We start from the raw sequence: 26,057 nt of genomic DNA, 5'->3' as shown, positions 1-26,057 counted from the left end.
CGCGGCATCGCTGCAGAAGGTGCTACAACCGACCGGCCTCATTTCGGAAATGATGTTGTGGTCTAAGAGCGCGTCCCCCTCCGCGATCGTTCTGGCTGCGGCAGGCGTCTATCAGTTCTCGCCACTCAAGCGCGCCTGCCTGATGCAGTGCCGTTCACCAGTGAATTTCCTCACCGCTCACTGGCGTCCTGGCGTCGCAGGCAGCTTCGTGCTCGGGATGCGTCATGGCATTTACTGCCTGGGCTGCTGTTGGCTTTTGATGGCGTTGTTGCTCGTTGGCGGCATCATGAATCTCATCTGGATCGCCGCGCTATCGCTAATCGTTTTCGTGGAAAAAATCCTGCCCGGCGGTGAGCTTGTCGGCCGCGTGCTGGGCGTTGTGCTGATCGCCTGGGCAGGCGTCACCCTGCTGGTGTGATCGGCTTTTCTCTTCTCACACGCTTATTTAAATGACCGAACAGCTGGATCTGTTAATAGGGGTGGGTCCCGTAATACATGGCCTCATTAAATAGGCAGACGATCGGGCGTGGCTGGGCGCTCTATATAAATCGGACCTCTCCCAGTCGGTGTTACGCGTCCCTGCAAGAGCCCAGTCTGGGGACGTCCGCAGAATTGTATAGCTCCGGTTCGACGAAGCTTGAAGCCGAGAACTCTCGTTCGATGAAAACCTAACGGAATCAGGCGCAACGTGACAGCGCTATGATTCACTTTTGCAAACGGCAGCTGTCTGGGGCGCACCGGACGTTCCAGCGGCCGGCCGAATGCGATGGCGAATGACGGGTTGTGGCCGGAAATTGTCCACGATCCAGGCGTTGGCGTCGAACGTCCAGTTCTGGCCGGCTAGTGCCCAACGACCAATGGCGGCTCGTGGCCGCACTGCGTCCAGGTCCGAGAGGACCGCGTCTGCGAGGCCCGCGTTTCGTGCGAAAGCATGAACAAGCCGGAACGGACTGGCGACGTCACCGCAAGCGGTGGCCATTGATACTCACGGTATCTGAATATGCTAGTGACAAATGTCGAAGCAGGCATCAGACATACCAGTAGGATGTGTTGCCTTGTTGGTTGGCCGTGACGTTGAAACAATGCTTGTGAGTCAACGGGCTCGAGCCGGGTCAGGGAAGCGACGAAACAGACGCGTTCAATTCAACGAGGGAACTGGCAATGCGCATCTCGTTTTTGCATACGATCAATGACAACAAACGCATATTCGAGGACGCGGCAATAGATCTTGGTTTGCGGACCGATAACCTCCGCCATGAAGTCCGGTCGGATCTTCGTGAGGCTGTTCAACAAGCGGGTGCATTCCCAGCCAGCGTGAAGCAGGAGACGAAACGTTGTCTTCTGGCTCTTGCGTCGGACGCAGATGCCGTCATCCTGACTTGTGCGACGCTTGGACCGGCTGTGGAAGGAATTGAAAGCACGTCCGTTCCGATTGTGAGAGCAGATGTCGCGTTAGCCGCGGCGGCAGGCAAGATTGGTGGAAAGACCGCCGTGCTGTGTGCGGTTGAGGCTTCCGTCGAGCCTACGAGACGCCTTTTCGCGCGGTATGCTAGCCACTCTGTTACGTCAGTGGATGTCATCCACGTTGAACGTGTGTGGACGCTGTTCCAGAATGGCGACGTCGACGAATGCTTCGCTGCTATCGCGGCATCAGCGGATCAAGCATATGAAGAAGGCGCAACTCTTGTTGCATACGCTCATCCCTGGATGGCCCCGGCGGTGAACCTCGCGCGCAGAGGAAGGCAGCCGCTTCATAGTCCCCAGGCTGCGTTGCGCGCCGTGATGCAGCGAGGCGGTGACCCTTCGCTCGGCTTCTGACATCCGACGGTGGTGCCGATTGTTGGATTGTTGACGATCCTCGCCGCACCTTTGAATGTCTCAAAGTGGCCGACTGTACGCGTTCGTCGCCTGCACCAGATTCGCGTCAACGGCGGACGAACCAAACCGACCCACAAGCGCCGCTGGTATTTTTTTCGGAGCGGACGTTCGACACGGCGAGTCAGCCGTTTAGCTCATGGTGCCAGTAGCGATTTCGACCAATGAAGTCAAATGCTTCTGGCCACGCCCGCCTGTCCCTGATGGGCTGGTGCCTGGGAACGCTGGAGGAAACCGTTCGCTTCTAGCCCAGAGGGCGCCCGGAGGGTGGCGCGAAGAAGCGTCTTTCCTGGCGCATTGCCGCAGTCAGCGACTGAGTAGTGCTGAACCTGAAGTTGTCCTGCATGGCAACCGTGTTAGGTCGCACAACCGGGTGCTGAGCGGCGGGGCAACAAATTGCTCTTGGCATTTCTCGAGCAGCTGCAGTAGCCGAAGCGCTCTATCGGCAGCGGGAGCTTTTCACTAATCGGACCATGGTCCTATTGCGTCTAGGTAAAACTGGAACAGATTATATTGGGATGGGGCGCATTCAACTCGGTGCATGTCCATTCATCTGTGAGCAATTAGGACTAGCGCAACTGGAATGCTGCGCGAACAGCCCGCATCGTGGACCGCGGTCCTTCAACGATCTGTCGTAGCCGACTTGGAAAGAACAATGAAGCTGACCAAAACATTCATGATGTTGGCGGGCCAGTAACAAACTGCTGCTCGGGTCTGCCCCGGCTACGCCGGGTAGATTACTCCCGGGAAAATCCGGGAGCGCGCGCCTTGTCGCCTTCGCGTAAGATCGTCGTCAGACGATCACGATCCGGGTGTACCTGCATGTCAACCTTCGTCCGCCCACGATGCACGACAAATGCAAGCGGTTCCGCTCGAAGCAGCACTCGATACCGTGTCTCGCGGTCGGGAAGGGCTCGCGTGAATCGGGGACCACGGCGTCGCCCCCATTCACGCCTATACGGCCTTTTGATCCTGCGGTGACTACGACGATCTGCGCCGCGGCGGCTTGGATGCCGTGCGTTTGAGGCCAGCCGATCTGTCGATGGTCGTCAGGCGGCTGGCAGCGTTGCCAAGGTCGTCCGGGGCCGCGAGCACGGTGCAATGTATCGCCCCAGTCAGTGGCGCGTCACAGCGCGCGACTTGAAACCGCTGGCGTCGCTCGCTTGTCTGGTCCATCTTCGAATCTGCGGAGAGCGGCATGATGAACCTCCGAAGTCTTGTTGCGGCGATCGTCGTCGTCCTGCTGACTTCGTGCGCAAGCCTTCCACCGCAAGCCGGCCGCGTGCCCACCCACGCGCTCACCGATACGCAGGCCACGCGCCTCGGCGCAGCGTTCACACCGCGAGACCAGCAGCATCCGGGAGAAAGCGCGTTTCACCTGCTGCCCGACTCTGTCGACGCGCTCGTCGCGCGCGTTGTGTTGATGGAATATGCTGACCGCTCGCTCGATCTGCAGTATTACATCTGGCACGCCGACCTGACCGGCCGTGAACTCGCCGCGGCCTTGCTGAGAGCGGCAGACCGCGGTGTGCGCGTGCGCGTCCTGCTCGACGATCTGGGCACGAATGCGGACGACCAGATGCTGCTGGTGCTCAGTTCGCATCCGAACATTGAGATCCGGCTCTTCAATCCTGTCGCAAACCGCCGGTTCAAGACGCTCGGCACGGCCACGGAGTTTGCTCGCGTCAACCGGCGTATGCATAACAAGGCGTTGATCGCCGACAACCAGGGCGCAATTCTCGGCGGGCGCAACATCGGCGACGAATACTTCGGCGCGTCGAGCACCGTCGCGTTTGGCGATCTCGACGTGCTGGTGCACGGGCCCATCGTACGGAATGTTTCGACGGCGTTCGACGAGTACTGGAATTCGGACGCGTCGTATCCGATCGAGAACCTCCTCGGCCGTCAGGCCGATCCATCGGCGCTAGCGGCTGGCCGCGCGAAGCTGGATGCCTGGCTTGCCTCCAACGAAAACGGTGCGTATGTGCGGCAGGCGAAAACGCGGCTGACGCAGGTGATCCAGTCACGCGATGCCGAGTTTTCATGGGGCAAGGCGACGCTGCTCTATGACGACCCGTCTAAAATCACGCGCACGCCCAGCGACGCTGAGGGACATCTGATCTCGCAGTTCAGGGCGTTGAAGCTGGAGCCGACCCAGCACTTGCTGATCGTCTCGCCGTATTTCGTGCCCGGAAAGCGCGGCGTGGCATGGTTGAGCGGCCTGACGCAACACGGCGTGCACGTGACGGTGCTGACGAACTCGCTGGCGGCAACGGATGTCGCCGCGGTGCATGCAGGCTATCAGCGTTACCGGAAACCATTGCTGGAAGCAGGCGTGCAACTGTACGAACTGAAACCCGTTGCGACAACCAGCGGCACTGTCGACAAGAACAAGTCAGTGTTGGGCTCGTCAAAAGCGTCATTGCACGCGAAAACCTATGTGTTCGACCGCAAAAGTGTCTTCATCGGCTCGATGAATTTCGACCCGCGTTCGGTCGAGTTAAACACCGAGATAGGTATCTACTGCGAAAGCGAGCGTGCCGCCCGGCAGGTGACCGACCACGTGGAGTCGAGCCTCACCCGCGGAGCGTGGCGGCTCGAACTACGCACCGACGTGACCGGCGCGAGCCATATCGTCTGGAACGATACGGCCGAGGACGGCACCGTCACGGTATTAGATTCCGAGCCGGAAGTATCGGCGCTGCGCCGCGCAGGCATCTGGTTTCTCGGCATTCTGCCGATCGAGTCGCAGCTATGAATTCTGTTCTGGCTGGAAGTCGAACGCCATGGAGCCGGTTGCTGGTCGATGAGCGACGGACGCGAACTCGTCGTCCTATATACGATAAAGTCCTCTATCGCATACGAGTCGATCATAAAAAAACAATCTCACTGTTTGCTCTGGTGACACCAGGCCCTGATCGCTTAAATGAAAATCACCGTCGGGCGTATGGCCCGACTGTTGAATCATCGGTCGTCGTCGCTTTGCAAAATGGCGGTTCGTCGCTCGTCAACAGACGTTCAGCAACAAAGTGCGGAGGACCGTTCTTGGCCGACTGTACGCGTTCGTCGCCTGCACCAGATTCGGGTCAACGGCGGACGAACCAAACCGACCCACAAGCGCCGCTGGTATTTTTTCGGAGCGGACGTTCGACACGGCGAGTCAGCCGCTTAGCTCATGGCGCCAGTAGTGATTTCGACCAATGAAGTCAAATGCTTCTGGCCACGAGGGTTCGTGGTCCGCCTCTACGTGAAACGTCACGCCGCCCGAAAAACAAAGGCAAAGTACGAAAGCATCTGTCCGTGTGACAGTGGTCATGGACCTACTCCCGACTCGCTTGTTTGACGCCGTTGGAGAAGACAAGATTCGAGAGGCGCTACAGCACATGGTGGTCTATGACCTTTACTCCGGCGACTGGAGAGAGCAGTAGTCATGCTTTCATGACGCATACCATGCCGGCCATTCAACCTTGGGTTCGCCGATCAGGAGTGCTGCGGCACTCAGTCGGCAAATCGTCGACGATCCTAAGCCCGATCTCTAATGACTGATTGTGGCCGAACCAGGAAGTTCGGCATGAACCGGCCAGTGACCCGCTCCGCCTCGCCGCGAATTTCCCTTGTCGACCCCTGAGCGGCCGTTCGGAGACGCGTCGATCCTTGACATAGACCCGTAGGTGGGCACAGCCATCATGATGGGCTGTTCTACTCTATTTAAAGGTACTTGAATTTTGTGATGTATATTTTGCTATTGAACCGGGCAGCCTTGAACTGAACTGGCTCCGTCGAGTTTGCTGTAGTTCGCTCCATAATCCACGGAATGGGTCGATATGTCATCTTTCGGCCCTCGATAATTAAATCCAGTATCTCGAATTCCTTCACATAGGCACGTGTCAAATAGCGTCCACGAGTTTCCCACTCCCAATGAGCGGGCACAATCCGCTTTGCTATGACCGTGGCGCTTCCGGTTCGCGCCTTCACTCCCGCAAAGTTGGCAATTTCGAATATTGCTTTCGCCATGCCGGCGAGGATGACCGCGTAGAAGAAGAAAAGCACGCCTGCGGCACCAAGCTGACCGCGATTCAGTAAGGTGAATGGAAGCGACGCGACGTTATGCAAAGACACTCTTGATCTCCATCTTGAAGGAGCCCGGTGCAACGCGCCGAGTGACGCTCACACGCAGTGCATTGATTCTCCCTCAGTCTTGGCCGAATTGTCAGCAATCTCGCCTGACATGTCGAGCATCCGGTTCTGGCCGTCTGTTACCGTTCGCGGCCACGACCGCCTATCTCTCGTCGGAGTCAAACACAAACGAGAGTTCGCTGACCCGCGACGCCCCACTCGCGAGTCCAAGGCCTAGCCAATTGAGCGTTGCTGGCTCGAGCTCAACTGCGAAGCGAGATCGTGCGCTAACAAGACGTGTACCGATTCTTTGACACTCGACCTCAAGCGCCGAATGCTCAACGCTGTCAAAAGCAAACGCGCGGAGAACCAGCCGACTGTATGAATTCGCGGCACTGGAGCCGTTCTCAGACACCACTTCATCTGTGGATGAACGAGGGAACTCGTATAAGGCACGGCCGAACTCTTGCGTCTCGGTAAGAGCAAAAATCTATTGTTGCTGCGAAGCCGGCGCCTTCCATGGAAAATCGAAGCTTAACCATGCCGTCGTGATCGCCCCGAAGCGCTCACCACATCAACTCATTTGTCGATAACAGGTTTGCGATCCAAAGCGGCCGTCGTTCTGACCACCGACGACCGCGAACCGCCTTCCACCCGCTCTCCACCGCCTAACGCCGTCTCGAGCTTCTTTCGATCGAGTCCGCCTTCCCACGCCGACACCACGATCGCCGCCACCCCATTGCCGACGATATTGGTCAAAGCCCGGCATTCGGACATGAAGCGGTCGATGCCGAGGATCAGCACCATCGCGCTCACGGGAACCGTCGGCACGACCGACAGGCTCGCGGCGAGCGTGATGAAACCCGCGCCCGTTACGCCGGTCGATCCCTTCGAGGTCAACATGGTGACGAGGAGCAAGGTGATTTCCTGCGCGAAGGACAAGTGCGTATTGGTCGCCTGCGCGAGGAACAGCACGGCGAGCGTCATGTAGATGTTGGTGCCGTCGAGGTTGAACGAGTAACCGGTCGGCACGACGAGCCCGACGACGCCGCGCGGGCAGCCCAGCCGTTCGAGCTTGTCCATCAACTGCGGCAAGGCCGCTTCGGACGTCGAGGTGCCGAGCACGATCAGCAATTCGTCGCGGATGTAGGCGAGAAAGCGCCACAGACTAAAGCCGCACAAGCGCGCGACGATGCCGAGCCCGACCGCCACGAACAGAAATGCGGTGAGATAAAAAGCGCCGATGAGCTTGAGCATCGGCACCAACGAGACGATGCCGTATCGGCCGATCGTGAAGGCCATCGCGCCGAAGGCGCCGATCGGCGCAAGACTGGTAACCATTCGCACAATGCGGAAGAACGCTTTCGAAAGTGTCTCGACCAGTTGCGTGACCGGCGCGGCGGGCGCACCCATCAGCGCGAGCGCGGTGCCGAACAGCATCGCGATCAGCAGCACGGGAAGGATATCGCCCTGAACCAGCGCGCCAAGAAACGTCTCCGGGATCACATGCGCGATAAATCCGGTGATGCCCTCGCCATGCGCCGCCTGCGCCGCATAGCCCGACACCGCGCGCGCGTCGAGCGTGGACGGATCGACATTGAAGCCCGCGCCGGGCGCGAGCACGTGCGCGGCAAGCAAGCCGATCGCCAGCGCGACCGTGGATGCGGCTTCGAAATAGAGCAACGCCTTGCCGCCGACGCGTCCGACCTTCCTCATGTCCTGCATGCCCGCGATGCCGGTTACGACTGTGCAAAAGATCACCGGGCCGATGATCATGCGCACGAGCTTGATGAACAGATCGCCGAGCGGCTTGAGCGCGACCGTCGTTTGCGGTGCGAAATGTCCGAGCAGCACGCCGGCGGCGATGGCCGCGAGCACCTGAACATAGAGAATCTGGTAGATCGGCTTGCGTTTCATGTGTCTCCTCCGTTTTCGAGGCAAAGGGACGCCCTTCCCTTCTTCGATCGGAGGGAATTGGCGGGGTTGAAACAAGGAAAGCCGCCGCGTCGCGCGGCGGATGGGTGCTTACATCACCTGCGCCCAGGGATGCCTGGCGAAATGCCGCTGTTCGAAGGCTTCGATCGCGGCGAGCGAGTCGAGCGTCAGATCGACGGTATCCATGCCTTCGATCACCATGCGCTTGTGGCGCGCGCCGATCGCATAATCGAACCGGTGGCCCGAGCCTGATGTCACCGTTTGCCGTTCAAGATCGATCGACAACAGAGTGCCAGGCGTTTCGCTTACCTCGCGCGTCAGGGCATCGATCGCGTCGCGCTCCAGTTGCACGAGCAAGAGGCGGTTGTTCATCGCGTTCGAATAGAAGATTTCCGCGAAGCTCGGCGCAATCACCGCCTGAAAACCGTATTGCTGCAAGCCCCACACCGCATGCTCGCGGCTCGATCCGCAGCCGAAGTTCGCACCGCCGATCAGCACGGTCGCGTTCGCATACGCGCGCTGGTTCAGCACGCAGTCGTCGCGCGGCGCGCCGCGCTCGTCGAAGCGCAGGTCGTACAGCAGACCGTCGGCGAGACCCGCTTTGTCGATGATGCGCAGGAACTGCTTCGGCATGATCTGGTCGGTGTCGAGGTTGTCGATGGGCAGCGGCGCGGCGCTGCCGCGAATGGTCGTGAGTCGGGTCATGATGTGTGCGCCTCCAGCGTGCGGACATCGGTGATGCAGCCGGTCAGCGCGGCGGCCGCTGCCATCGCCGGGCTCATCAGATGCGTGCGGCCGCCGCGTCCCTGACGGCCTTCGAAATTGCGGTTGGTGGTGGATGCGCAGCGCTCTCCGGCGTCGAGCACGTCGTCGTTCATCGCGAGGCACATCGAGCAGCCCGGCTCGCGCCACTCGAAGCCCGCATCGATCAGTGTCCGCGCGATGCCTTCCTGTTCGGCGGCCCGCCGCACGCTGCCCGACCCCGGCACGACCATCGCGCGCACGCCGGGCGCAACCTGCTTGCCGCGCACGATGCCGGCCACGATGCGCAAATCTTCGATGCGTCCGTTGGTACACGAGCCGATGAACACGCGGTCGACGCGCGTGCCGGCAATCGGCCGCCCGGCGGCAAGTCCCATGTAGTCCAGCGCGCGGCGCAGCGATGCGGCGGCCTCGGGCGTCGCTTGCGCGGCCTCGGCGGGAATCGGCTGATCGATGGCGACGGCCTGATCGGGGCTCGTGCCCCAGGTGACGAACGGCGCAATGTCGCCCGCGTCGAAGCGATGCTCGGCGTCGAAACGCGCGTCGGCGTCGGAATGCAGGCCGCGCCAGTCCGCGAGCGCGGCTTGCCATGCCGCCTCGTCGAGCGACGGCGTGTGGGCCCGCACGTAGTCGAACGTGATCGCGTCCGGTGCGATTAGCGCGGCCCGCGCACCGGCTTCGACGGTCATGTTGCACAAGGTCATGCGCGCCTCGGCCGACAGCGATGCGATCGTCGAACCGGCAAATTCCACCGCGTAGCCGCGCGCGCCCTGTGCGCCGATCCTGCTGATGATCCAGATAACGAGATCCTTCGACGACGTGCCATAGGCAAGCGCGCCGTCGATGGTGATGCGCATGGTCTCTGCGAGCCGGTACACGAGCGTCTGCGTCGCCAGAACGTGCTCGACTTCCGACGTGCCGATGCCGAAGCCGAGCGCACCGAGTGCGCCGTATGTCGTGGTATGGCTGTCGCCGCACAGCACGACCATGCCGGGACGAATCAATCCGAGCTCCGGCGCGACGATATGTTCGATGCCTTGCAACGGATCGTCGGCGGCGAGAAGGCGTATGCCGGCGCGTTTGCAGTTACGCGCCAGGTTCTGCGCCTGCAACAGCGACGCCGCATCGCGAATCACGCGCGGCGACTCCGCATGCGTCGGAATGATGTGGCTCACGACCGCGAGTTGCTGGCGCGGACGGCGCACCGCGCGGCCGCGGGCATCGAGCCCGCTGAACGCTTGCGGGCTGGTGTACTCGTTCATCAGATGCAGATCGGCGTATAGCAGCACGTTGTGTTCGTCGATACGCGCTACGGTGTGCGAATCGACGAGCTTTCGGTAGAGGGTCTGGTCTGACATAACTTACTCGCTGAGAAAAGGCAGCACGCGCTCGAGCAGCCGCTGTGGCGCTTCTTCGGGAATGTAGTGGCCGCAAGGCAGGGCCTCGCCCTGCACGTCCGGCGCGTACGCCCGCCACTCGGCAAGCGGATCGAAGCATTGCTCGATCACACCCTGCGCGCCCCACAACGCCATGAATGGGCAGTCAATCCGCTGCTGCGACGCGAGGGTCGCGCGATCGTGTTCAAGGTCGATCGTCACGCTCGCGCGATAGTCTTCGCAGATGCCGTGCGCCGTCGCCGGATCGGATAGGCAGCGCAGATATTCCGCGTAAGCCGCCGGCGTGAACGGCGCGAGGCCGGCGCTGCGCGCGCCGATGGTCTGCTTCAGATAGAGATCGGGGTTGGCGCGGATCAGCGTCTCAGGAAACGGCGCGGGGCGCACCAGCATGAACCAGTGCCAGTAGGCGCGCGCGAACTCGAACGAGGTCTGTTCGTACATGGCGAGTGTGGGCGCGACATCGAGCGTCACCAGGCGCGTCACGACTTGCGGATGATCGAGCGCCATGCGCGCCGCCACCCGGCCGCCGCGATCGTGACCGATCACCGCGAAGCTCTCGTGGCCGAGACCGCGCATCAGCTCGACCTGATCGAGCGCCATGCGCCGCTTCGCATAGTTGGCGTGAGCCGGGTCGCCGGGCGGCTTGCCGCTGTCGCCGTAACCGCGCAGATCCGCCGCGACCACCGTGAAACGCTCCGCCAGCGCGGGCGCGACTTTATGCCAGATCGCGTGCGTTTGCGGATGCCCGTGCAATAGCAAAAGCGCGGGACCGCGCCCGCCCTGAATTGCATGAATGCGCACGCGATCGACGGTTGCCGATGCGTCGCTGAAGCCTTCGAACATGGTTGTCTCCTGATCGCAATCCGAGTCTAATTGATGACTCATGCGATTGGGTTTCCTAGAAAGCATTCCGGCAGTAACTCACAGGAACGAATCGCCCGAACCAAACGGAGCTGGGGATGGATAGCTTTTCGGAACTGAATCTGTTTGCGCTCGTGGCGCGGCATCGCAATCTGGCGGCGGCCGCGCGCGAGTTGGGCGTGACGCCACCCGCGGTCAGCAAACGGCTGGCGCAACTGGAACGGCGCCTCGGCGTGCGGCTGATGAATCGCACGACGCGGAGGCTGAGCCTCACGCCCGAAGGCGAGCTTTATCTGTCGAACGGGTCGCGCATTCTGGACGAGTTGTCGGAACTGGAGCATCTCGTCATGCAGAGCCGGGGCGAGCCTACCGGCCTGCTGCGCGTGAACGCTTCGTTTGGATTTGGGCGGGCCCGCATCGCGCCGGCGGTGTCGGAATTCGTCACGCGTTATCCCGCGATAAAAATCCTGCTGCATCTGACGGACCGTCCGATGAGTCTTCAGGACGAAGGTTTCGATCTCGGCATTCGCTTCGGCGAAGTGCCGGATGCGCGCATCAACGCGCGGCTCCTGCTCGAAAACCGGCGCATGGTGTGCGCATCGCCCGGCTATGTGGCGCGGCATGGCCGACCGTCCGTGCCGCACGATCTGACGCGGCACGCCTGCATCGTCTTGCGCGAGAACGAATCGGCCTACGGCACGTGGCATTTTTCGCGCGGCAAACGCTCGGAAACGGTCAAGGTCGACGGCGCCCTATCCAGCAACGACGGCGGCGTCGTCCTGCATTGGGCGCTCGAAGGCCGCGGGATTGTCGTGCGTTCGCAGTGGGAAGTGGAACGGCATCTGGCGCGCGGCGAACTCGTGACGCTGCTGGACGACTGGGCGTTACCGGACGCCAATATTCACGCAATCTATCTGGAGCGCAATCAGCTCTCGGTCAGGCTCAGGGCCTTTGTCGACTTTCTCGGCGAGTTTCTGCGCAGGCCGGGCGGCTTGATGTAGCTACGTCGAGAAGGAAAGCCGCACCGAAACCATTCTCGCACTCAGCGCGCCCTACATCCCCCAACGCAACGACGGCGCATGAACCGGGCTGTCCCAGTGGCGTGTCATTTCGTCGTCCAGCATACATAGCGTAATCGACGCGCCCGCCATCTCGAGCGAAGTCGTCAGCGCACCCACCTGGGCCCGGCCAACCTTCAGGTCGCGTTGCTCAAGCCATGCACGCGTCGAGTTAAAGAGCAGGTAAAGCTCGCCAAGCGGTGTTCCGCCGAGGCCGTTGATGAGCACCAGCAATTCGGCTCCGGGTTGAGGCGCGAGGTCATCGACGATCGCTTTGAGCAGCTCTCCCGCAATCGCATCGGCGCCTGCGAACTTTGCGCGGCGCCGGCCCGGCTCGCCGTGAATGCCCACGCCCACTTCGATTTCGTCATCGCCGATCTTGAACGTCAGCGTTCCCGCGGCCGGCACGGTGCAACTGCTGAACGCAACACCCATCGAAGCGGTGCGCTTGTTGATCCGGTCACCGAACGCCTTGCACTGCTCAAGGTCGGCGCCGCTTTCGGCCATGCTGCCCACCAGCTTCTCAACGATCACTGCGCCAGCCACACCACGCCGCCCGGTGGTGTAACTGGAGTTTTCGACTGCCACATCATCGTTGATCAGCACCATCGCGTTCGGGATCTCCGACATCTCCGACGCCATTTCGAAATTCATCAGGTCACCAGAATAATTCTTCACGATGAATAGCACGCCCGCACCGGTATCGACAGCGTCGGCAGCGGCCATCATCTGATCCGGCGTAGGGGATGTGAAGACCTGGCCGGGGCAGGCTGCGTCGAGCATTCCATAGCCCACAAAACCGGAGTGCAACGGCTCATGCCCCGAACCGCCACCCGATATCAACGCCACTTTGCCTGGTTTGAGCGTCTTGCGACGCACGTACACAGGCTCGTTGTTGAGTACGACGAGATCGTTATGCGCGGATGCAAATCCCGCCAGACTCTCGGCGAGGAAATCGTCGACGTGGTTGATGAATTTTTTCATGGCTTGGCCTCCTTTCACACCGGGTTGCGCGCCAGATGCGCGCATACGGCTGTAATCATGATCTGACTGGAACGCGCACCGGGATCGATATGACCGCGCGAGCGCTCGCCCAGAAACGATGCCCGCCCTTTGGTCGCGAGCATATCGCGGGTGGCGAGCATGTTCTGCTCGGCCACCTGCGGCAATTCATCCAGCACCGCTATTCTCAACGTAGGTGATTCGACGGCCGCAAGCTCTTTAAAGCGCTCGGCAACGGGAATCAGCACGTCCATCATCGTCTTGCTGCCTACGCCCGTCTTACCCCGCTGTGCGACCGCTTCGACGCCCGCCGCGAACATGAGCGCAGTGCCCGCAACATCCGGTGGATTGTTCGCCGATGCTTTCGCCATCCCGTGCAGCAACGAAAAGAACAGCGGCCCAGATGATCCGCCGACCGTCGACAGCACCTTGTTCGCCGCGAGTTCCAACGCGGCCCCAAACGTTTTCCCTTCGATGTCCGCACGCAAGGCAAGCAACGCCTCCATGCCGCGCAGCAGATTGAAGATGTGATCGCCATCGCCGATCTGCTGGTCGAGTACGGCTATTTCGTCGGTGTGTTCCTTGAGCGCGGCATACGCGGCGTCGATACACTCCATGACCGTTTTGCCGTTCATGTCGGGATCCTCCTGCCGTCTGCACGGAAATATAAGAGGCTGCGTGCGGGCAGCGACACGCCCACGGACTGCCCCGGGCTGAAATTGCGTTCGACCATCGTGGTCGCCACAACCGCGGTTCCTGCATGCTCCAGAATCAACAGATGACGCAGCGGTGAATACTCGAGCACCTTCAGGTCGAGTGCGTCGCGTCGATGATGGGCGCCGGGTGCATCGCGCGCGTTGCCCTCGTGCAGCAGCACGTCTTCAGGACGAATCGCCACGGTTGCCGTACCGGTCGGCACCACTGCCGAATCGAACAGCGTTGGCGGCAACAGGTTGATCGGCGGCGAGCCGAGCCGCTGCGCCGCGCTCAATGAAACCGGATTGCCGTAGACCTCGCGCGGTGTGCCGAGTTGCACCAGACGGCCGTGTTCAAGAATGCCGATGCGGTCGGCCAGTGTGGTGGCTTCCACCTGATCATGCGTGACATAGAGAATCGTCGCGCCAATCTTACGATGCAGGCGCTTGAGCTCGATACGCAATTCCTCACGCAGTTTTGCATCGAGCGATGACAGCGGCTCGTCCATCAGAAACACTTTCGGCTCGCGCACGAGCGCACGCCCGATCGCAACGCGCTGCATTTCGCCGCCCGACAAACGCGTTGCCATGTTGTCGAGCTTCGCCTCCATGTGCAGCATCTGCGCGACCGCATGCACCCGCGCGCGGACCTGTTCCTCGCTGCTGCGACGACGGGGCGAACGCAGTGGAAACGCGAGATTGCCAAACACACTCAGATGCGGATACAACGAGTATTGCTGAAAGATAAACGCGACATCGCGATCGGAAGGATGCACGCCGGTGGCGACCGCACCGTCGATCAGCACGTCGCCGGCACCGGGGCCTTCCAGTCCTGCGATCAGGCGCAGCGTAGTGGTTTTGCCCGCGCCGCTCGGTCCGAGCAGCACCACGAATTCGCCGTCTTTGACGTCGATCGACAGGTCGTCCACCGCAACGATGTTGCCGAAGCGCTTCGATACATTGCGTAGCTGGACTTCAGCCATGACCGACTCCGTTGACAGAAAGCGTGGAAGCAGCGCCCGGCAGCAGGCGCTCAGTAGTGGCGTCATAAAGCAGCGTGCGTTCTTTCCGAAACGACAGGCCGACGCTCGTGCCCGCGGCAACGCCATCGTCTTTGCTGACGCGCACGCGCACGACGCCGAGCGCCGTTTCAACCGCCAATACCTGATGCGAGCCGAGGTATTCGTCGGCGATCACCCGACCGCGCAGCGGCCCGTGCTCGTCGATCACGACGTGCTCCGGTCTGATCCCCAGCAATGCGCGCGCGGCAGCGGCATCGCAACGCGGCACGGAAACCCGCGCGCCATGCAGACTCACCTGCTCCTGACCTGCCGTCACCGCGTCGTCGACGGGCAGGAAATTCATGGGCGGACTGCCGATGAAGTTGCCGACGAACACGGTCGCGGGAAAGTGATAAATCTCATGGGGCGAGCCCGCCTGCAACACTTCGCCCTGATTCATCACGACGATATCGTCCGCCATGGCCATCGCCTCACTCTGATCGTGTGTGACGTAGACCGTGGTGGCAGCGAGCGCGTTGTGCAGTTTGCGTAATTCCAGGCACATCAGTTCACGAAAGTCCGCGTCAAGCGTGCCGAGCGGTTCGTCCATCAGGAATGCTTTCGGTTGCCGCACGATAGCGCGGCCGAGCGCCACGCGTTGCCGGTCGCCACCGGACAGGCCGCCGGTCTTACGATCGAGAATGTTCTCGATGCGCAGCATATGCGCCGCTGCATCGACCCGCGCGGCAATCTCGCTGCGTGACACGTGTTCGTTCTTCAGCGGAAACGCGATGTTATTGCGCACCGTCATGTGTGGATACAGCGCAAACATCTGGAACACGAAAGCAATATCGCGTTGCCGGGCGCGCAACGCAGTGACATCCTCACCGTCGATCAGGATCTGTCCGGAAGTCGGCAACTCGAGCCCCGCAATCATCCGCAGCGTTGTGGTCTTGCCGCAGCCTGACGGTCCGAGCAGCACGACGAAGCGTCCGGCGCCGATGGTCAGGCTGGTGTCGCGCACCGCGACAAAATCGTCGAAGCGCTTCTGAAGATGAGCGAGAACGATCGTGGACATGATTCAGTCTGGAAAATGGCTGGTGACGACGAACGCGAGCGCGCCCACCAGAAGCACCGGAAACGACCAGGTGAAGAGCGCCAGCGAAAACGGCTGCACGAGCATCGCCGCACCTAAGCCGATCAGTACTGTCGATGCACCCTCGCTGTATCTACGACGTAACAGCCAGCGATGCAGAGCAATGTCTTCGCGTTTCATTTGCGCACGGCTCCGAAGGTGATGCCGCGCAACAGATGCTTGCGCAGCAGGACGGTGAAAAAGAGAATCGGCAGCACGAATAATGTCGTTGCAGCCGCAACGGCCGGCCAGTCCTGACCGCCTTCTCCGATGATGAATGGAATGAATGGCGGCATGGTCTGCGCATCGCCGCTTGTCAGCAGCGAAGCAAATGCGTATTCGTTCCATGCAAAGATCAGGCAGAAGATCGCTGTAGCGGCAATGCCCGTCGTCGCTTGCGGCAACACCACCTTTACAAAGGCCTGCAAACGCGTGTAGCCATCCACTAGCGCGGCTTCTTCATACTCGCGCGGGATCTCGTCCATGAAACCTTTAAGCAGCCATACCGCCAGCGAGACATTCACCGCCGTGTACAGCACGATCATGCCGACATAGCTGTCGCTCAAACCCAGCGCGCGATACATCAGGTAGATCGGAATGGCGACGGCAATGGGCGGCATCATCCGTGTGGAAAGAATGAAGAACAGCAGATCGTCGGACAGCGGCACCTTGAAGCGCGAAAACGCGTACGCCGCGAGCGTGCCGAGAAATACCGCGAGAAACGTCGAGCCAAATCCAATGACAAGCGAATTCATGAAGCGCGGCACAACCTTCGAAGGTCCGGCGATCACCATGTTGCGCTTGCGCACCTCACGCTCATACCAGGTTCGCGCAGGCGGCAGGCTCGCAATGAACTCAGGTGTCTGCCGCGACCGGATCGTGAGCAGGTTCACATAGCCTTCCATCGAAGGCTGAAACAGCACGACGGGCGGATACGCTATCGCATCTTCCTGCGTCTTGAAGCTCGTCAGGAAGATCCAGACCATCGGTAACGTAGCAATCAGCGCATACGTGATGACAACCGCAGCCGCGAAGCGCCTGGCGCGCGGAGACGACGCCACCACGGAATGTTGTGTCGCAGTCGGTCTCATCGCTGTTTGATCCGGTTAAGTGCCTTCACATAAATATTCGCCGCACCGAATACCGTCACGAACAGAATGATCGCGAGCGCGGACGAATAACCTGTCTGCCACTTTTCGAACGCGGCGCGCTTGAGCGTGATCGATACCGTTTCGGTAACCGAGCCCGGCCCGCCCGATGTGAGCAGGTTCACCATATCGAACATCTTGAAGTTTTCGATGCCGCGAAACAGTACCGCGAGCATCAGGAACGGCATGGTCATAGGCAACGTGATCGACCAGAACTGACGCCACGGCGTCGCTCGGTCCACTTCCGCTGCTTCGTAGATATAGTCGGGAATCGAGCGCAGGCCCGCGAGGCAGATGAGCATGACGTACGGCGTCCACATCCACGTATCGACCATCACAATGGTCCACGGCGCGAGCGCCACGTCGCCGATCATCTGGAACGACGCCGGCGCGATGCCGGTGAAGAAGCTGACGATATCGTTGAAAAGCCCCGTCTGCGGTTGCAGCAGGAACGTCCAGAAGTTGCCCACTACAGCAGGCGAAAGCATCATCGGCAGCAGGATGAGCGTGGTCCAGAAGCTATGTCCGCGGAACTGCCGGTTGATCAGCAAGGCAAGACCGAATCCCAGCAGCACCTCCAGCCCGACCGACCAGAACACGAAACGCGCGGTCACCTGCATCGCGTACCAGATATCTTCGTCAGTCAGGATGTCGACATAATTGTCGATGCCGACAAAACGCGCCGGCACGCTCGGCATGTTCGACTTGAAGTTGGTGAACGACAGGCGAAGCGCCCAGATCAACGGAAAGATGTTGATCGCGAGAAGCAGCAGAATGGTCGGAAGGATGAAGAGCCACGCGATGGTCCGATCCGACAGTCCGCTTAGCCGCTTCGCTATGCGCGTCGACGCTCCCGCTTCGAGACTCGTGGGAGAAAAAGGCTTATCTGCCAACATGCCTGGCTCCTTTAAGCGGACCGGAGACAGGCCGTTCGGCCGCCGCCGGTCCAGTTAAGCCCAGCTAAAAACTACTTTCCTTCTTGCTTGAAGACCTTGGTCCAGTCTTTCACCAGCAGATCCAGCGCATCTTTGGCCGTGCCTTTATCGGCCACGACGTAATCGTGCACACGCTTTTGCATGTCGAGCAACAGCTCCGCATAAGCCGGCTCTGCCCAGAAGTCCTTGACGATTGCCATCGACTTCAGGAACGCGGGTGCGAACGGCGCGCTATTCGGAAAGTCCGGTGCGTCCACCACTGATTTAGCTGCCGAATAGCCACCGAGTTGCCACCATTTCTTCTGCACGTCGGGTTGCGCGAACCACTTGATATATTCGAGCGCGTCTTCTTTATGGTCCGAGTACGAGACGACCGAGATGCCCTGCCCGCCCAACTGAGTGTATTGCTTCGTCTCACGCGGATTCACGAAGAAGCCGATCTTCTCGCCACCGACATTCGGGTCTTTGTAAAGCCCTGGGAAGAACGCAAACCAGTTCATCTGCATTGCCACCTGACCCGACTTGAACGCGTCGAGCCCCTCCTGCATGTAGGCGTTGGTCATGCCTGGCGCCGTGCAGCACTTATAGAGCGCCTTGTAGTACTCGAGCCCCTTCACCGCGCCTGGCGAGTTCACGAAGCCGTCGAGGTGATAGGGCTTCTTGGGATCCTGATACTCGAAGCCGAAGTTGTATAAGGCATTGGTCGCGCCCATCGTGATTCCCTCGGAGCCGCGCTCCGTGAAGATATACACGCCATAGACCGTCTTGCCGTCGATCTTTCGACCCTGGAAGAATTGCGCAGTCTGCTTGAGTTCGTCGAGCGTAGTGGGCGGCGCAAGCTCACGGTTGTACTTCTGCTTGAATTCCGCGCGAAGTTCCGGGCGCGCAAACCAGTCCTTGCGGTAGGTCCATCCAACCGCGTCAGCCATCGCAGGTAAAGCCCAATAGTTCGGCGTATTCTTTGGCCACTCCGAATATCCCACCACCGTTGCAGGCACGAAGTCGTTCATGGAAATCTTGTTCTTCGTGAAGAAGTCGTTGAGCTTCACGTAATGTCCATTGACCGCCGCGCCGCCAATCCACTGACTGTCGCCAATGATGAGATCGCACAGCTTGCCGTGCGAATTGAGTTCATTGATAAAGCGGTCGGCGTAACTGGTCCACGGTACGAACTCGAACTTCATCTTGATGCCGGTCTTCGTCGTGAAATCCTTCGACAGTTCGACCAGTGCATTGGCGGGATCCCATGCCGCCCAGCAGAGTGTCAACTGCTTGTCCTGTGCCTGCGCGCCCGTTGCAGTGCCGAGCCCCAGCGATATGAGGGTTGCCGCCACTACCCTCGCTGACGTTAGACGTACCATGTCTCTTCTCCTTGTCTTTCTCGCGTCTCCAACCTCATGACATTCAGCGCCCATGCGCCGGGCACCGCATTTCGGCTCTGGCAGATCAGAAGTCGATCCGCGTGTCGCGAGCGTCAGGCATGCGCATTCTCACGAAGATAAATCCGAGTTTCCGGCGTGGGGATGGCAAGCGCTCCCCGAACGTCGTTAAGAAAATTGATCGCGGCGAGCCCGGCCCAATGAACAATGCCGCGCACGTCCTGACCGAGTATCACGTCGATCGCGCGTTCCGAGAGTTGGGTGCGGGTCTCCGCAGTGCATTCGTGGCCAATCAGGACGAGGTGAGCCTTATCGCCGGACTCCTGCAATGCCGCTGCAATGCCGGAGATGCCGCCACCCGTCACATACACGCCGACCAGATCCGCATGGCGCGCACGTAGGCCCTGTACCGCGAGGCCGGCACCATCGTCGTCTTCGGCGAAGTCCGGTTCGGCGATCCAGCGCAGGTTGCGGAAGTCCTCCTCCAGCACTTGCGAAAAGCCGGTGCGGCGTTCCACCTGGTCATGCAGACGCGACGATCCCGATAGCACGGCAACCGTGCCGAGCTTCGCGCAAAGGAAGCGCCCCATCAGCAGTCCTGCCGTACGTCCGGCAATCCGGTTGTCGACACCCACATACGCGGCGCGCCGGCTCGCAGGCAAATCGGAGAACACGGTGACGACCGGCACCTGAGCGTCGCTCATCTCTTCGATGAAACGTTCAACCCACGGGTAGTCCAGAGGCGCGAGCACGAGCGCGTCGTAGTCGATCACTTCGGCGGCGAACGCCGCGGTTTCGCGTTGGCTGGAAAAATCGCAGCGGTAAAACGAGGGGATGATGCGGTGCTCGCGAAAGAAGCTGGCCGACAGCGCAATATCGCGCTCGACGTGATCGAGGAAGCGGGAGTTCACTTGCGGCAGCACGAACGCGACCCGGAACGAGTTGACCTTTGCCGGCCGGCCACGGCTCGCCCGCTCATCACGCAGATTCGCGAGTGCAAGATGCACGCGTTCGGCCGTTTCCGGACGCACAGCCTGATCGTCGCGCAGGACACGATCGACCGTGGCCACGCTGACGCCAGCCCGACGCGCAATCATCGTACGAGTAGCCGGCATGGGTCTCCTCCGGTGCGAGCGAAAGAATTATTTTGTTTTACTGAAGGTAGTTTTTCCCACGAAAAATGCAAGCTTTTTCGCCGCGGAAAAAGCGTCATCGGTTTGATGGACGTGAACGCGGTGGCCTCGGGTAGCGCCAGCAAGTGCGACGGACGACGCAGCAGGCCTACAGATCGGGGATCGCAGGGAGAGTCGATGGCGTGCGGCGGCTATTAGCGCCCGAGGAGAACCCCGGCCAACTGTCGTGTCGACCGCGGTATGGGTATTGGGTGGGTGCTTAGAAAAAGAGAAGCCCTCGGTCATGAGTCACAACTGATCCTGCCTTTAGGCTTTTAATCGCCGGAGCCATTTCGAACTTCGCGAACCGGACGTCCGACACGGTCGGACGGCGCGGAATTCCTGTGATGAGCCCACTCACGCAGCTTATCCAGTGCGCCGCCTGAATGCGGGTTAGCAAAGTGAAACAGGACCGTCGACCTGACGCTATGCGGCAGACAAGCCTGATTCGCGTGGAGCGATCGCATTCCCCAGAAAAAATACATGTTGCCTGGCTCGAGCGGTACGACGCGTGCGCCGAGCGCGCGCTGCACGCTTTCGGCTGCAAGTACCCGGCGCACCAGCGAGTTTTGCACTACGGCTTTCTCGACAAGGTTGATCACCGATGAAGAGCGGATCTTGCGCAGGTTCGGATACATCACGAGGTCGCCGCGCGGCTCGTTCGGGCCGTTTGGAATGATCAGCGGCAAGAGCGCGGTGACGACGTAGGTGTCGTAGTGGAACAGGTTTGATGCCTTGAGTCCGAGATCACCCGACAGCACCCGAAGCGCGGAGACGATATCGATGTCGGGCACGGCTCGCCCGGTGCCGCGCCGGTACAGTCCGGCGAGTATCCGGCGCAGATCGGGCGAATCACCGAACGCCGCGAGCGGCGAGGCGTCGAGCCAGGGATGGCCGGCATAGATGAAATGCTGGCGCTGATGCTTGTCCAGTTCGCGCTGGACATAATCGCTCGCCATTGCAAGTTCAACGGGTGAAAGGACATCGTGAAGTGCGCTTATGCCGACCGCGTCCATCTCACGGCTCAATGCGTCGAGGCTTTCATCGGTCACCTGCTTCAATCTGGAGTCCAGAATTTGATCGGGCGGACTTTCCATGATTCCTCACACAAGGTTGTCGCAGGATAGATACGTCGTGTTTTTTTCCGAATCGTCCAATTTTGCCTACAGTGTGTCATGCGCCGACTATGAGTTATGTGCGACAGAGCATATGGCGGTTCACGTTCACGTTCACGTTCACGTTAAAGAACATCGCGTTCTGCGACTAGTTTTGCGCCCGTGTGCTGAAGGTTGCTTGCCAGGAGCATTCCCGCACGGTGAACTACCGGATAGCCGGCACCGATGTTAAGCACGAGGCGAATGAGATCCAGGCTCCTGAAGCCGACAATAGTGGCGGATGTGAATTCCGTTCATAGCTCTTTCGGTTCTCGCCACACGCTGCCCGAATCGCTCGGCATATTCGCGCAAAGTATTGCGCGCCGACACGCTCTTTTATTAGCGATAGCCCGCGATGTGATCTAAGATCGAAAGAACGTGCGTGCTAAACAGCCTTCTCAATAGGAGATATCCAATGGCAGCATTCGTCGATCATCCGGCGATTTTGTTTCTGGTTCTCTTTGTTTTATTCATTGCGGCAGTTGCATTCGGGGTGTTTGTCTTGCGCCGTCTATCTCCATTGCATGAAGACGAACGCGACGATTTCAGCGCTGTCCAGGGCGCCACGCTCACGTTGTTGGCTTTATTGATCGGTTTCAGTATTTCCATGGCGGTGAACCGCTATGACCAGCGAAAAGTCCTTGAAGAAGCAGAGGCAAACGCGATCGGTACGGAATTCGCGAGGGCCGATTTGACGGAGCCTGGCGTCCGTGACGAGATGAAGGCGGCATTGATCCAATACACCCGCTTGAGGCTGACCGAGTTTCGGACCCGCGATCACGCCGAGCGCAAACAACTCGACGGTGAACTCGCAGCGCTACAGTCGAAATTGTGGCTGCAGGCAACCCACGTTGGAAAAAGTCAGCCCACGCCCATCGGGGCGCTCGTCGTTGCGGGCATGAATGACGTGCTCAATTCGCAGGACTATTCAGAGGCCGCAAGAATCAATCATATTCCGCTCGGCGCATGGGTTCTGATGATCGTGATCGCGGTTTTCGGATGTGCGGTTCAGGGTTATGGCGCCAAAGGGAAGCGCCGTACTGCACTGCTCATGACTATTCTGCCCGTGACGATCTCATTGTCACTCGCGCTGATTGCCGACATAGACAGTCCGCGCGGCGGGATCATCCGCGTGCAACCGCAGAACCTGGCGAGGCTTCTCCAGTCGCTGGAAAAGTAATGGCTGGTTCTGACAGCCTGCTTATTCACATTGGAATGCGGCGACAAGTAGTACCGCTTGATCATGCTATTAGCTAATGCAGCCTAAACCTGAAAGCGTCGCTTCCACTGCCTCGTCGATTGGCGTATTCGGCTCGTGCCCTAACGTAGCGATCAATCGGGTGTTTTGCATCCGGACAGGCGTTTGCCACAAATAGCGCATCTCGCCCAATTCGCGAAACGTCGCATTAAACGGTGACGCGAGCTTGACGAGCGCCCACGGAATTCCGCCGACGCCCGGTTCTCGCCCCGTGCGCCGCGCCACGACTCTACGAATGGCCGCCACGAGTTGAGTACCGTCCTCGTCCCAGTGGCCACCCATATGAAAGCGCGCGAAAGGCTCCAGCGTGTCGCGCCGCGCAAGCAGCTCGAGCATCGTACGCGCTACGTCAGGCAAATATGACCACTGATGGCCAACCCCGCGCGCCCCCGGATAACTGATCTTTGCGACGGGCTTTCCAGGTTTGATGAGACCCTGCGAAAACCAGTTATTGCGCGCTCGCGGGCCGAAGAAATCACCCGCTCGCACAATCAACGCGCGCAACCCTTCTGGGGTCGCGCGTTGCAGCCGAGCCTCCATTTGCACGCGGATGGCGCCTTTCTTTGTCACTGGATGCTGAGGCGCATCTTCGTCAAGTACCGCAAACGCGTCCGGCCCAAAGTTGTACACCGTGCCGGGCAGCACGATCGTTGCGCCTACCGCTTTCGCTGCTGCGATGGTGTTATCCAGCATCGGCAGGACAAGCTGTTCCCAGCGCCTATAACCCGGTGGATTAACCGCATGCACGATGACCGACGCGCCTTGCGCCGCGCGCAGCACGTCCGCATGATTCATCGCGTCGCCCTCCACCCATTCGATGCCGTCCGTGCGCGGACTTAATGCACTCGACGCACTCGACGCACTCGACGACCGCTGCATCGCCCGCACATGCCAGCCTGCTGCAAGCAGTTGCCGCGCAAGTTCCCCGCCGATGCCGCCCGTTGCGCCAAGTACGAGTACTGTTTTGTGTGCCACGTCAGTTGCTCCATTTTCCTCTGTCGATGAAGCCATTCTCCGATTTTTACTGGCACAATAAAATTAGCGAACTCCGTTGACCGGATATACAAAATTGCATGGCTGATAACATTGGTTGGGAACTGTATCGCACGCTGCTTGCAGTGCTGCAAGAAGGCTCATTGTCGGGCGCCGCGCGCTCGCTCGGCATCACGCAGCCCACGGCGGGCCGTCATATCGAAGCGCTCGAACGCGCGCTGAAAGTATCTCTATTCACGCGCTCACAAACGGGTTTGCAGCCCACCGACATCGCCCTCGCCCTGCGCCCGCACGCGGAGACGATGCAGAGCACGGCGGCATCACTGGAGCGCGCGGCCAGGAGCGACGCTGCCCAGGTGCAAGGCGCGGTGCGCGTGGCGGCGAGCGAGGTCGTCGGCGCGGAAGTGCTGCCGCCTATCATTGCGGCGCTTCGCGAGCGCTATCCGCAGCTTGTCGTCGAGCTGGTGCTGTCCAACCGCGTGGAAGATCTGCTCAAGCGCGAGGCCGATGTCGCCGTGCGCATGATGCGGCCGAAGCAGACGCAGCTCGTCGCGCGGCGCATCGGCAACATCGAACTCGGCCTGCATGCGCGGCGCGATTACCTCGCGAAACACGGAACGCCGCGCAACGCCGCCTCACTGTGGCAGCACGCGATCATCGGGTACGACAGGCCGAGCGCGTTCGTTCGCGATGCCAGCAAGGCCTTTCCAGGGTATTCGCGTGCGGGTCTGTCGATCCGCACGGACAACGACCTCGCGCAGCTCGCACTGATTCGCGCGGGTGCCGGCATCGGTGTCTGTCAGGTCGCGCTTGCCCGTCGTGACAAGTCGCTGGTTCGCGTGCTGCCGAAGCTCGTCGCGCTACGCCTCGATACGTGGGTGACCATGCACGAGGATCTGCGCAACAGTCCGCGTTGCCGCGCGACGTTCGATGCGCTCGTCGAAGGACTCATGGGCTATGTGCAATAACGGGGATTGTCGGCGCGCATGTGTGCCCACGCTGCGCGCGGTTCGGGCATTGCGTCGCAACATCGAAAAGCCGATAAAGGCACGCACATCCAGGGAAAACCCGTCTTGCCTGACAACCCCAACGACTCGCCGCTGAACGCTCGCGCAACGAGTGGCCGATTTCGTTGATGCCTTTGCCGAAAGCGAGGAGACTTGGACCTCGCCGTGAAATAACGCTGCGGTATGCTGTTTCTCATGAAGAAACTTATACTCTCCGCGACAGGCGCCGTAGCTTCAATGCTTCCGTTGAGGCTGCGGCATGTTATGGCGAAGTCCCTGTTAGAGGATAGCTCGCTCACGCGGGAGTATGGCTATCTCTACCTGTCGAGCCTTTCGCGCAAGCTCAACGTTGTCCGCTTCTCCGCCGCGGGACAGTACGGCACGATGGTTAGCAGCTCCAACGATTTGAGCATTCTGAGAAAATACGCGGAGACCGGCCGCTGGGCACCCGAACTCGCGGAGAAGTTAAAGACATTCTTTGGCGAATCCGGCGGGACTTACCTCGACATCGGCGCGAACATCGGCATGACGACCATTCCGATTGCGCAATGCAACGAGCGCGTGAAGTGCTACGCGTTCGAGCCCGAACCGGCCAACTATCGCAATCTGCTGCGCAACATTGCTGAGAACTGCCCGTCATCCAATATAGAGACGTTTCAACTCGCGCTGCACGAACGCGAAGAAGTACTGCCCTTTGAAATTGCCGACGGCAATCTGGGCGATCATCGCCTTCACATTGAAACCGGTCTCCCGGCAAAACAGAATGAAAAGAGTCGGCAGATCATCGAGGTGCGCTGTGTCAGGCTGGACGATCTGCCAATTCATCTGACCGGCCCCGTCTTTGCCAAAATCGATACGCAGGGCGCTGAGCCTTACGTCTTCGCGGGCGGCAGCAAAACGCTTGCAGAGGCCGATGCGATTCTCGTCGAATGGTCGCCGTATCATATGGCGCGGCTAGGCGGCAATCCGGACATCGTGCTCACGTTTCTCGAAGACCACTTCAGTCACGGCCGGATTGAAGAAACCGACGCGAAAGCGGGCAAGCACGGCCCGACTGAATCGATGAAAACGATCACAACTCGCTTGCGCGGCACGATCACGCAGTGGCGCGACGATCCGCTGAATTACGTGGACATCTACGCGACGAAGTCGCCGTCGATCGGTGGCTAGCTAG

The 26,057-nt window shown here is 60.2% G+C and carries 23 protein-coding genes; 7 read left to right on the top strand and 16 right to left on the bottom strand.

Going from position 1 to position 26,057, the window contains the following annotated elements; translation table 11 throughout:
- From AB6809_RS24925 to AB6809_RS24915, 3 genes are all read left to right on the top strand, one after another.
- The coding region (locus AB6809_RS24925) for a DUF2182 domain-containing protein (protein WP_371027374.1) at nt 1-418 on the top strand (418 nt) is incomplete at its 5' end.
- A gap of 743 nt (nt 419-1,161) precedes the next feature.
- The gene (locus AB6809_RS24920) at nt 1,162-1,818 is read left to right on the top strand and encodes an arylsulfatase (RefSeq protein WP_371027373.1); all 657 of its coding nucleotides are present in this window, start codon (nt 1,162-1,164) and stop codon (nt 1,816-1,818) included.
- Nucleotides 1,819-3,073: 1,255 nt separating this feature from the next.
- On the top strand, nt 3,074-4,633 hold the full coding sequence (locus AB6809_RS24915; RefSeq protein ID WP_371027372.1) for a phospholipase D family protein: 1,560 nt from the start codon (nt 3,074-3,076) through the stop codon (nt 4,631-4,633).
- 950 nt (nt 4,634-5,583) lie between these two features.
- Here AB6809_RS24915 and AB6809_RS24910 read toward each other — a convergent pair.
- From AB6809_RS24910 to AB6809_RS24890, 5 genes are all read right to left on the bottom strand, one after another.
- Nucleotides 5,584-5,994, bottom strand: a complete 411-nt coding sequence (locus tag AB6809_RS24910) for a hypothetical protein (protein WP_310074185.1) — start codon at nt 5,992-5,994, stop codon at nt 5,584-5,586.
- A gap of 576 nt (nt 5,995-6,570) precedes the next feature.
- Nucleotides 6,571-7,908 carry a dicarboxylate/amino acid:cation symporter gene (locus AB6809_RS24905; protein ID WP_371027371.1) on the bottom strand — a complete coding sequence of 446 codons (1,338 nt, stop codon included), beginning with the start codon at nt 7,906-7,908 and terminating at the stop codon, nt 6,571-6,573.
- A 108-nt stretch (nt 7,909-8,016) separates the two neighbouring features.
- Entirely contained in the window at nt 8,017-8,631 is a 615-nt protein-coding gene (gene leuD, locus AB6809_RS24900; RefSeq protein WP_307251932.1) for a 3-isopropylmalate dehydratase small subunit, read from the bottom strand.
- Nucleotides 8,628-10,046, bottom strand: coding sequence for a 3-isopropylmalate dehydratase large subunit (leuC, locus tag AB6809_RS24895; RefSeq protein WP_307251930.1), 1,419 nt, complete (start codon nt 10,044-10,046; stop codon nt 8,628-8,630). Before leuC ends, leuD begins: the two co-directional genes overlap by 4 nt.
- 3 nt (nt 10,047-10,049) lie before the next feature.
- Nucleotides 10,050-10,928 (bottom strand): alpha/beta fold hydrolase, encoded by an 879-nt coding sequence (locus AB6809_RS24890; protein WP_006047766.1) that lies wholly within the window; start codon nt 10,926-10,928, stop codon nt 10,050-10,052.
- Nucleotides 10,929-11,044: 116 nt separating this feature from the next.
- Between AB6809_RS24890 and AB6809_RS24885 the strand changes: the two genes are divergently transcribed.
- Entirely contained in the window at nt 11,045-11,947 is a 903-nt protein-coding gene (locus tag AB6809_RS24885) for a LysR family transcriptional regulator (protein WP_307251926.1), read from the top strand.
- 51 nt (nt 11,948-11,998) lie between these two features.
- Here AB6809_RS24885 and dhaK read toward each other — a convergent pair whose 3' ends face one another.
- The 10 genes from dhaK to AB6809_RS24835 form a co-directional block, all read right to left on the bottom strand.
- Nucleotides 11,999-12,988 carry a dihydroxyacetone kinase subunit DhaK gene (gene dhaK / locus AB6809_RS24880; RefSeq protein WP_371027370.1) on the bottom strand — a complete coding sequence of 330 codons (990 nt, stop codon included), beginning with the start codon at nt 12,986-12,988 and terminating at the stop codon, nt 11,999-12,001.
- Between the two features lie 14 nt (nt 12,989-13,002).
- Entirely contained in the window at nt 13,003-13,641 is a 639-nt protein-coding gene (gene dhaL, locus AB6809_RS24875) for a dihydroxyacetone kinase subunit DhaL (protein ID WP_371027369.1), read from the bottom strand.
- Nucleotides 13,638-14,684, bottom strand: a complete 1,047-nt coding sequence (locus AB6809_RS24870; RefSeq protein WP_371027368.1) for an ABC transporter ATP-binding protein — start codon at nt 14,682-14,684, stop codon at nt 13,638-13,640. Before AB6809_RS24870 ends, dhaL begins: the two co-directional genes overlap by 4 nt.
- A complete protein-coding gene (locus AB6809_RS24865) occupies nt 14,677-15,780 on the bottom strand; it encodes an ABC transporter ATP-binding protein (protein ID WP_307251920.1) in 1,104 nt (367 codons plus the stop codon). Before AB6809_RS24865 ends, AB6809_RS24870 begins: the two co-directional genes overlap by 8 nt.
- Before the next feature lie 3 nt (nt 15,781-15,783).
- Entirely contained in the window at nt 15,784-15,978 is a 195-nt protein-coding gene (locus AB6809_RS24860) for a hypothetical protein (RefSeq protein ID WP_029970343.1), read from the bottom strand.
- Nucleotides 15,975-16,928 (bottom strand): carbohydrate ABC transporter permease, encoded by a 954-nt coding sequence (locus tag AB6809_RS24855; protein ID WP_006047773.1) that lies wholly within the window; start codon nt 16,926-16,928, stop codon nt 15,975-15,977. Before AB6809_RS24855 ends, AB6809_RS24860 begins: the two co-directional genes overlap by 4 nt.
- Entirely contained in the window at nt 16,925-17,881 is a 957-nt protein-coding gene (locus AB6809_RS24850; RefSeq protein WP_006047774.1) for a carbohydrate ABC transporter permease, read from the bottom strand. The genes AB6809_RS24855 and AB6809_RS24850 overlap by 4 nt, the downstream gene beginning before the upstream one ends.
- A gap of 71 nt (nt 17,882-17,952) precedes the next feature.
- Nucleotides 17,953-19,281 (bottom strand): ABC transporter substrate-binding protein, encoded by a 1,329-nt coding sequence (locus AB6809_RS24845; protein ID WP_029970344.1) that lies wholly within the window; start codon nt 19,279-19,281, stop codon nt 17,953-17,955.
- Between the two features lie 113 nt (nt 19,282-19,394).
- Complete coding sequence (locus tag AB6809_RS24840; RefSeq protein ID WP_029970345.1) at nt 19,395-20,414, bottom strand: LacI family DNA-binding transcriptional regulator; 1,020 nt, start codon at nt 20,412-20,414, stop codon at nt 19,395-19,397.
- A gap of 332 nt (nt 20,415-20,746) precedes the next feature.
- Nucleotides 20,747-21,568, bottom strand: a complete 822-nt coding sequence (locus AB6809_RS24835) for a hypothetical protein (protein ID WP_006047777.1) — start codon at nt 21,566-21,568, stop codon at nt 20,747-20,749.
- A 472-nt stretch (nt 21,569-22,040) separates the two neighbouring features.
- Here AB6809_RS24835 and AB6809_RS24830 point away from each other — a divergent pair, with 472 nt between their 5' ends.
- A complete protein-coding gene (locus tag AB6809_RS24830) occupies nt 22,041-22,805 on the top strand; it encodes a hypothetical protein (protein WP_371027366.1) in 765 nt (254 codons plus the stop codon).
- A gap of 69 nt (nt 22,806-22,874) precedes the next feature.
- Here the strand turns inward: AB6809_RS24830 and AB6809_RS24825 are convergent, their stop codons facing one another.
- A complete protein-coding gene (locus AB6809_RS24825) occupies nt 22,875-23,894 on the bottom strand; it encodes an SDR family NAD(P)-dependent oxidoreductase (protein ID WP_371027365.1) in 1,020 nt (339 codons plus the stop codon).
- 62 nt (nt 23,895-23,956) lie between these two features.
- Between AB6809_RS24825 and AB6809_RS24820 the strand changes: the two genes are divergently transcribed.
- Together AB6809_RS24820 and AB6809_RS24815 are read left to right on the top strand one after the other, a co-directional pair.
- On the top strand, nt 23,957-24,844 hold the full coding sequence (locus AB6809_RS24820; protein ID WP_029970349.1) for a LysR family transcriptional regulator: 888 nt from the start codon (nt 23,957-23,959) through the stop codon (nt 24,842-24,844).
- A gap of 303 nt (nt 24,845-25,147) precedes the next feature.
- Nucleotides 25,148-26,053 carry an FkbM family methyltransferase gene (locus AB6809_RS24815; protein WP_006047781.1) on the top strand — a complete coding sequence of 302 codons (906 nt, stop codon included), beginning with the start codon at nt 25,148-25,150 and terminating at the stop codon, nt 26,051-26,053.
- The last annotated feature ends 4 nt before the right edge of the window (nt 26,054-26,057 follow it).

The organism is Paraburkholderia sp. RCC_158, from assembly GCF_041355255.1.
Taxonomy (GTDB): domain Bacteria; phylum Pseudomonadota; class Gammaproteobacteria; order Burkholderiales; family Burkholderiaceae; genus Paraburkholderia; species Paraburkholderia graminis.
The sequence above is the reverse complement of the archived record's forward strand: the minus strand, read 5'-3'. Positions and strand labels throughout refer to the sequence as shown.

What these genes read in the sequence shown, in the direction of transcription:
- AB6809_RS24840 (WP_029970345.1), bottom strand. Translation starts at nt 20,414, where the DNA reads ATGCCGGCTACTCGTACGATGATTGCGCGTCGGGCTGGCGTCAGCGTG.
- AB6809_RS24860 (WP_029970343.1), bottom strand. Translation starts at nt 15,978, where the DNA reads ATGAAACGCGAAGACATTGCTCTGCATCGCTGGCTGTTACGTCGTAGA.
- AB6809_RS24855 (WP_006047773.1), bottom strand. Translation starts at nt 16,928, where the DNA reads ATGAGACCGACTGCGACACAACATTCCGTGGTGGCGTCGTCTCCGCGC.
- leuC (WP_307251930.1), bottom strand. Translation starts at nt 10,046, where the DNA reads ATGTCAGACCAGACCCTCTACCGAAAGCTCGTCGATTCGCACACCGTA.
- dhaK (WP_371027370.1), bottom strand. Translation starts at nt 12,988, where the DNA reads ATGAAAAAATTCATCAACCACGTCGACGATTTCCTCGCCGAGAGTCTG.
- AB6809_RS24830 (WP_371027366.1), top strand. Translation starts at nt 22,041, where the DNA reads ATGGCAGCATTCGTCGATCATCCGGCGATTTTGTTTCTGGTTCTCTTT.
- AB6809_RS24905 (WP_371027371.1), bottom strand. Translation starts at nt 7,908, where the DNA reads ATGAAACGCAAGCCGATCTACCAGATTCTCTATGTTCAGGTGCTCGCG.
- AB6809_RS24890 (WP_006047766.1), bottom strand. Translation starts at nt 10,928, where the DNA reads ATGTTCGAAGGCTTCAGCGACGCATCGGCAACCGTCGATCGCGTGCGC.
- AB6809_RS24820 (WP_029970349.1), top strand. Translation starts at nt 23,957, where the DNA reads ATGGCTGATAACATTGGTTGGGAACTGTATCGCACGCTGCTTGCAGTG.
- AB6809_RS24865 (WP_307251920.1), bottom strand. Translation starts at nt 15,780, where the DNA reads ATGTCCACGATCGTTCTCGCTCATCTTCAGAAGCGCTTCGACGATTTT.
- AB6809_RS24845 (WP_029970344.1), bottom strand. Translation starts at nt 19,281, where the DNA reads ATGGTACGTCTAACGTCAGCGAGGGTAGTGGCGGCAACCCTCATATCG.
- AB6809_RS24835 (WP_006047777.1), bottom strand. Translation starts at nt 21,568, where the DNA reads ATGGAAAGTCCGCCCGATCAAATTCTGGACTCCAGATTGAAGCAGGTG.
- AB6809_RS24825 (WP_371027365.1), bottom strand. Translation starts at nt 23,894, where the DNA reads ATGGCTTCATCGACAGAGGAAAATGGAGCAACTGACGTGGCACACAAA.
- dhaL (WP_371027369.1), bottom strand. Translation starts at nt 13,641, where the DNA reads ATGAACGGCAAAACGGTCATGGAGTGTATCGACGCCGCGTATGCCGCG.
- AB6809_RS24870 (WP_371027368.1), bottom strand. Translation starts at nt 14,684, where the DNA reads ATGGCTGAAGTCCAGCTACGCAATGTATCGAAGCGCTTCGGCAACATC.
- AB6809_RS24850 (WP_006047774.1), bottom strand. Translation starts at nt 17,881, where the DNA reads ATGTTGGCAGATAAGCCTTTTTCTCCCACGAGTCTCGAAGCGGGAGCG.
- AB6809_RS24915 (WP_371027372.1), top strand. Translation starts at nt 3,074, where the DNA reads ATGATGAACCTCCGAAGTCTTGTTGCGGCGATCGTCGTCGTCCTGCTG.
- AB6809_RS24815 (WP_006047781.1), top strand. Translation starts at nt 25,148, where the DNA reads ATGGCGAAGTCCCTGTTAGAGGATAGCTCGCTCACGCGGGAGTATGGC.
- AB6809_RS24885 (WP_307251926.1), top strand. Translation starts at nt 11,045, where the DNA reads ATGGATAGCTTTTCGGAACTGAATCTGTTTGCGCTCGTGGCGCGGCAT.
- AB6809_RS24920 (WP_371027373.1), top strand. Translation starts at nt 1,162, where the DNA reads ATGCGCATCTCGTTTTTGCATACGATCAATGACAACAAACGCATATTC.
- leuD (WP_307251932.1), bottom strand. Translation starts at nt 8,631, where the DNA reads ATGACCCGACTCACGACCATTCGCGGCAGCGCCGCGCCGCTGCCCATC.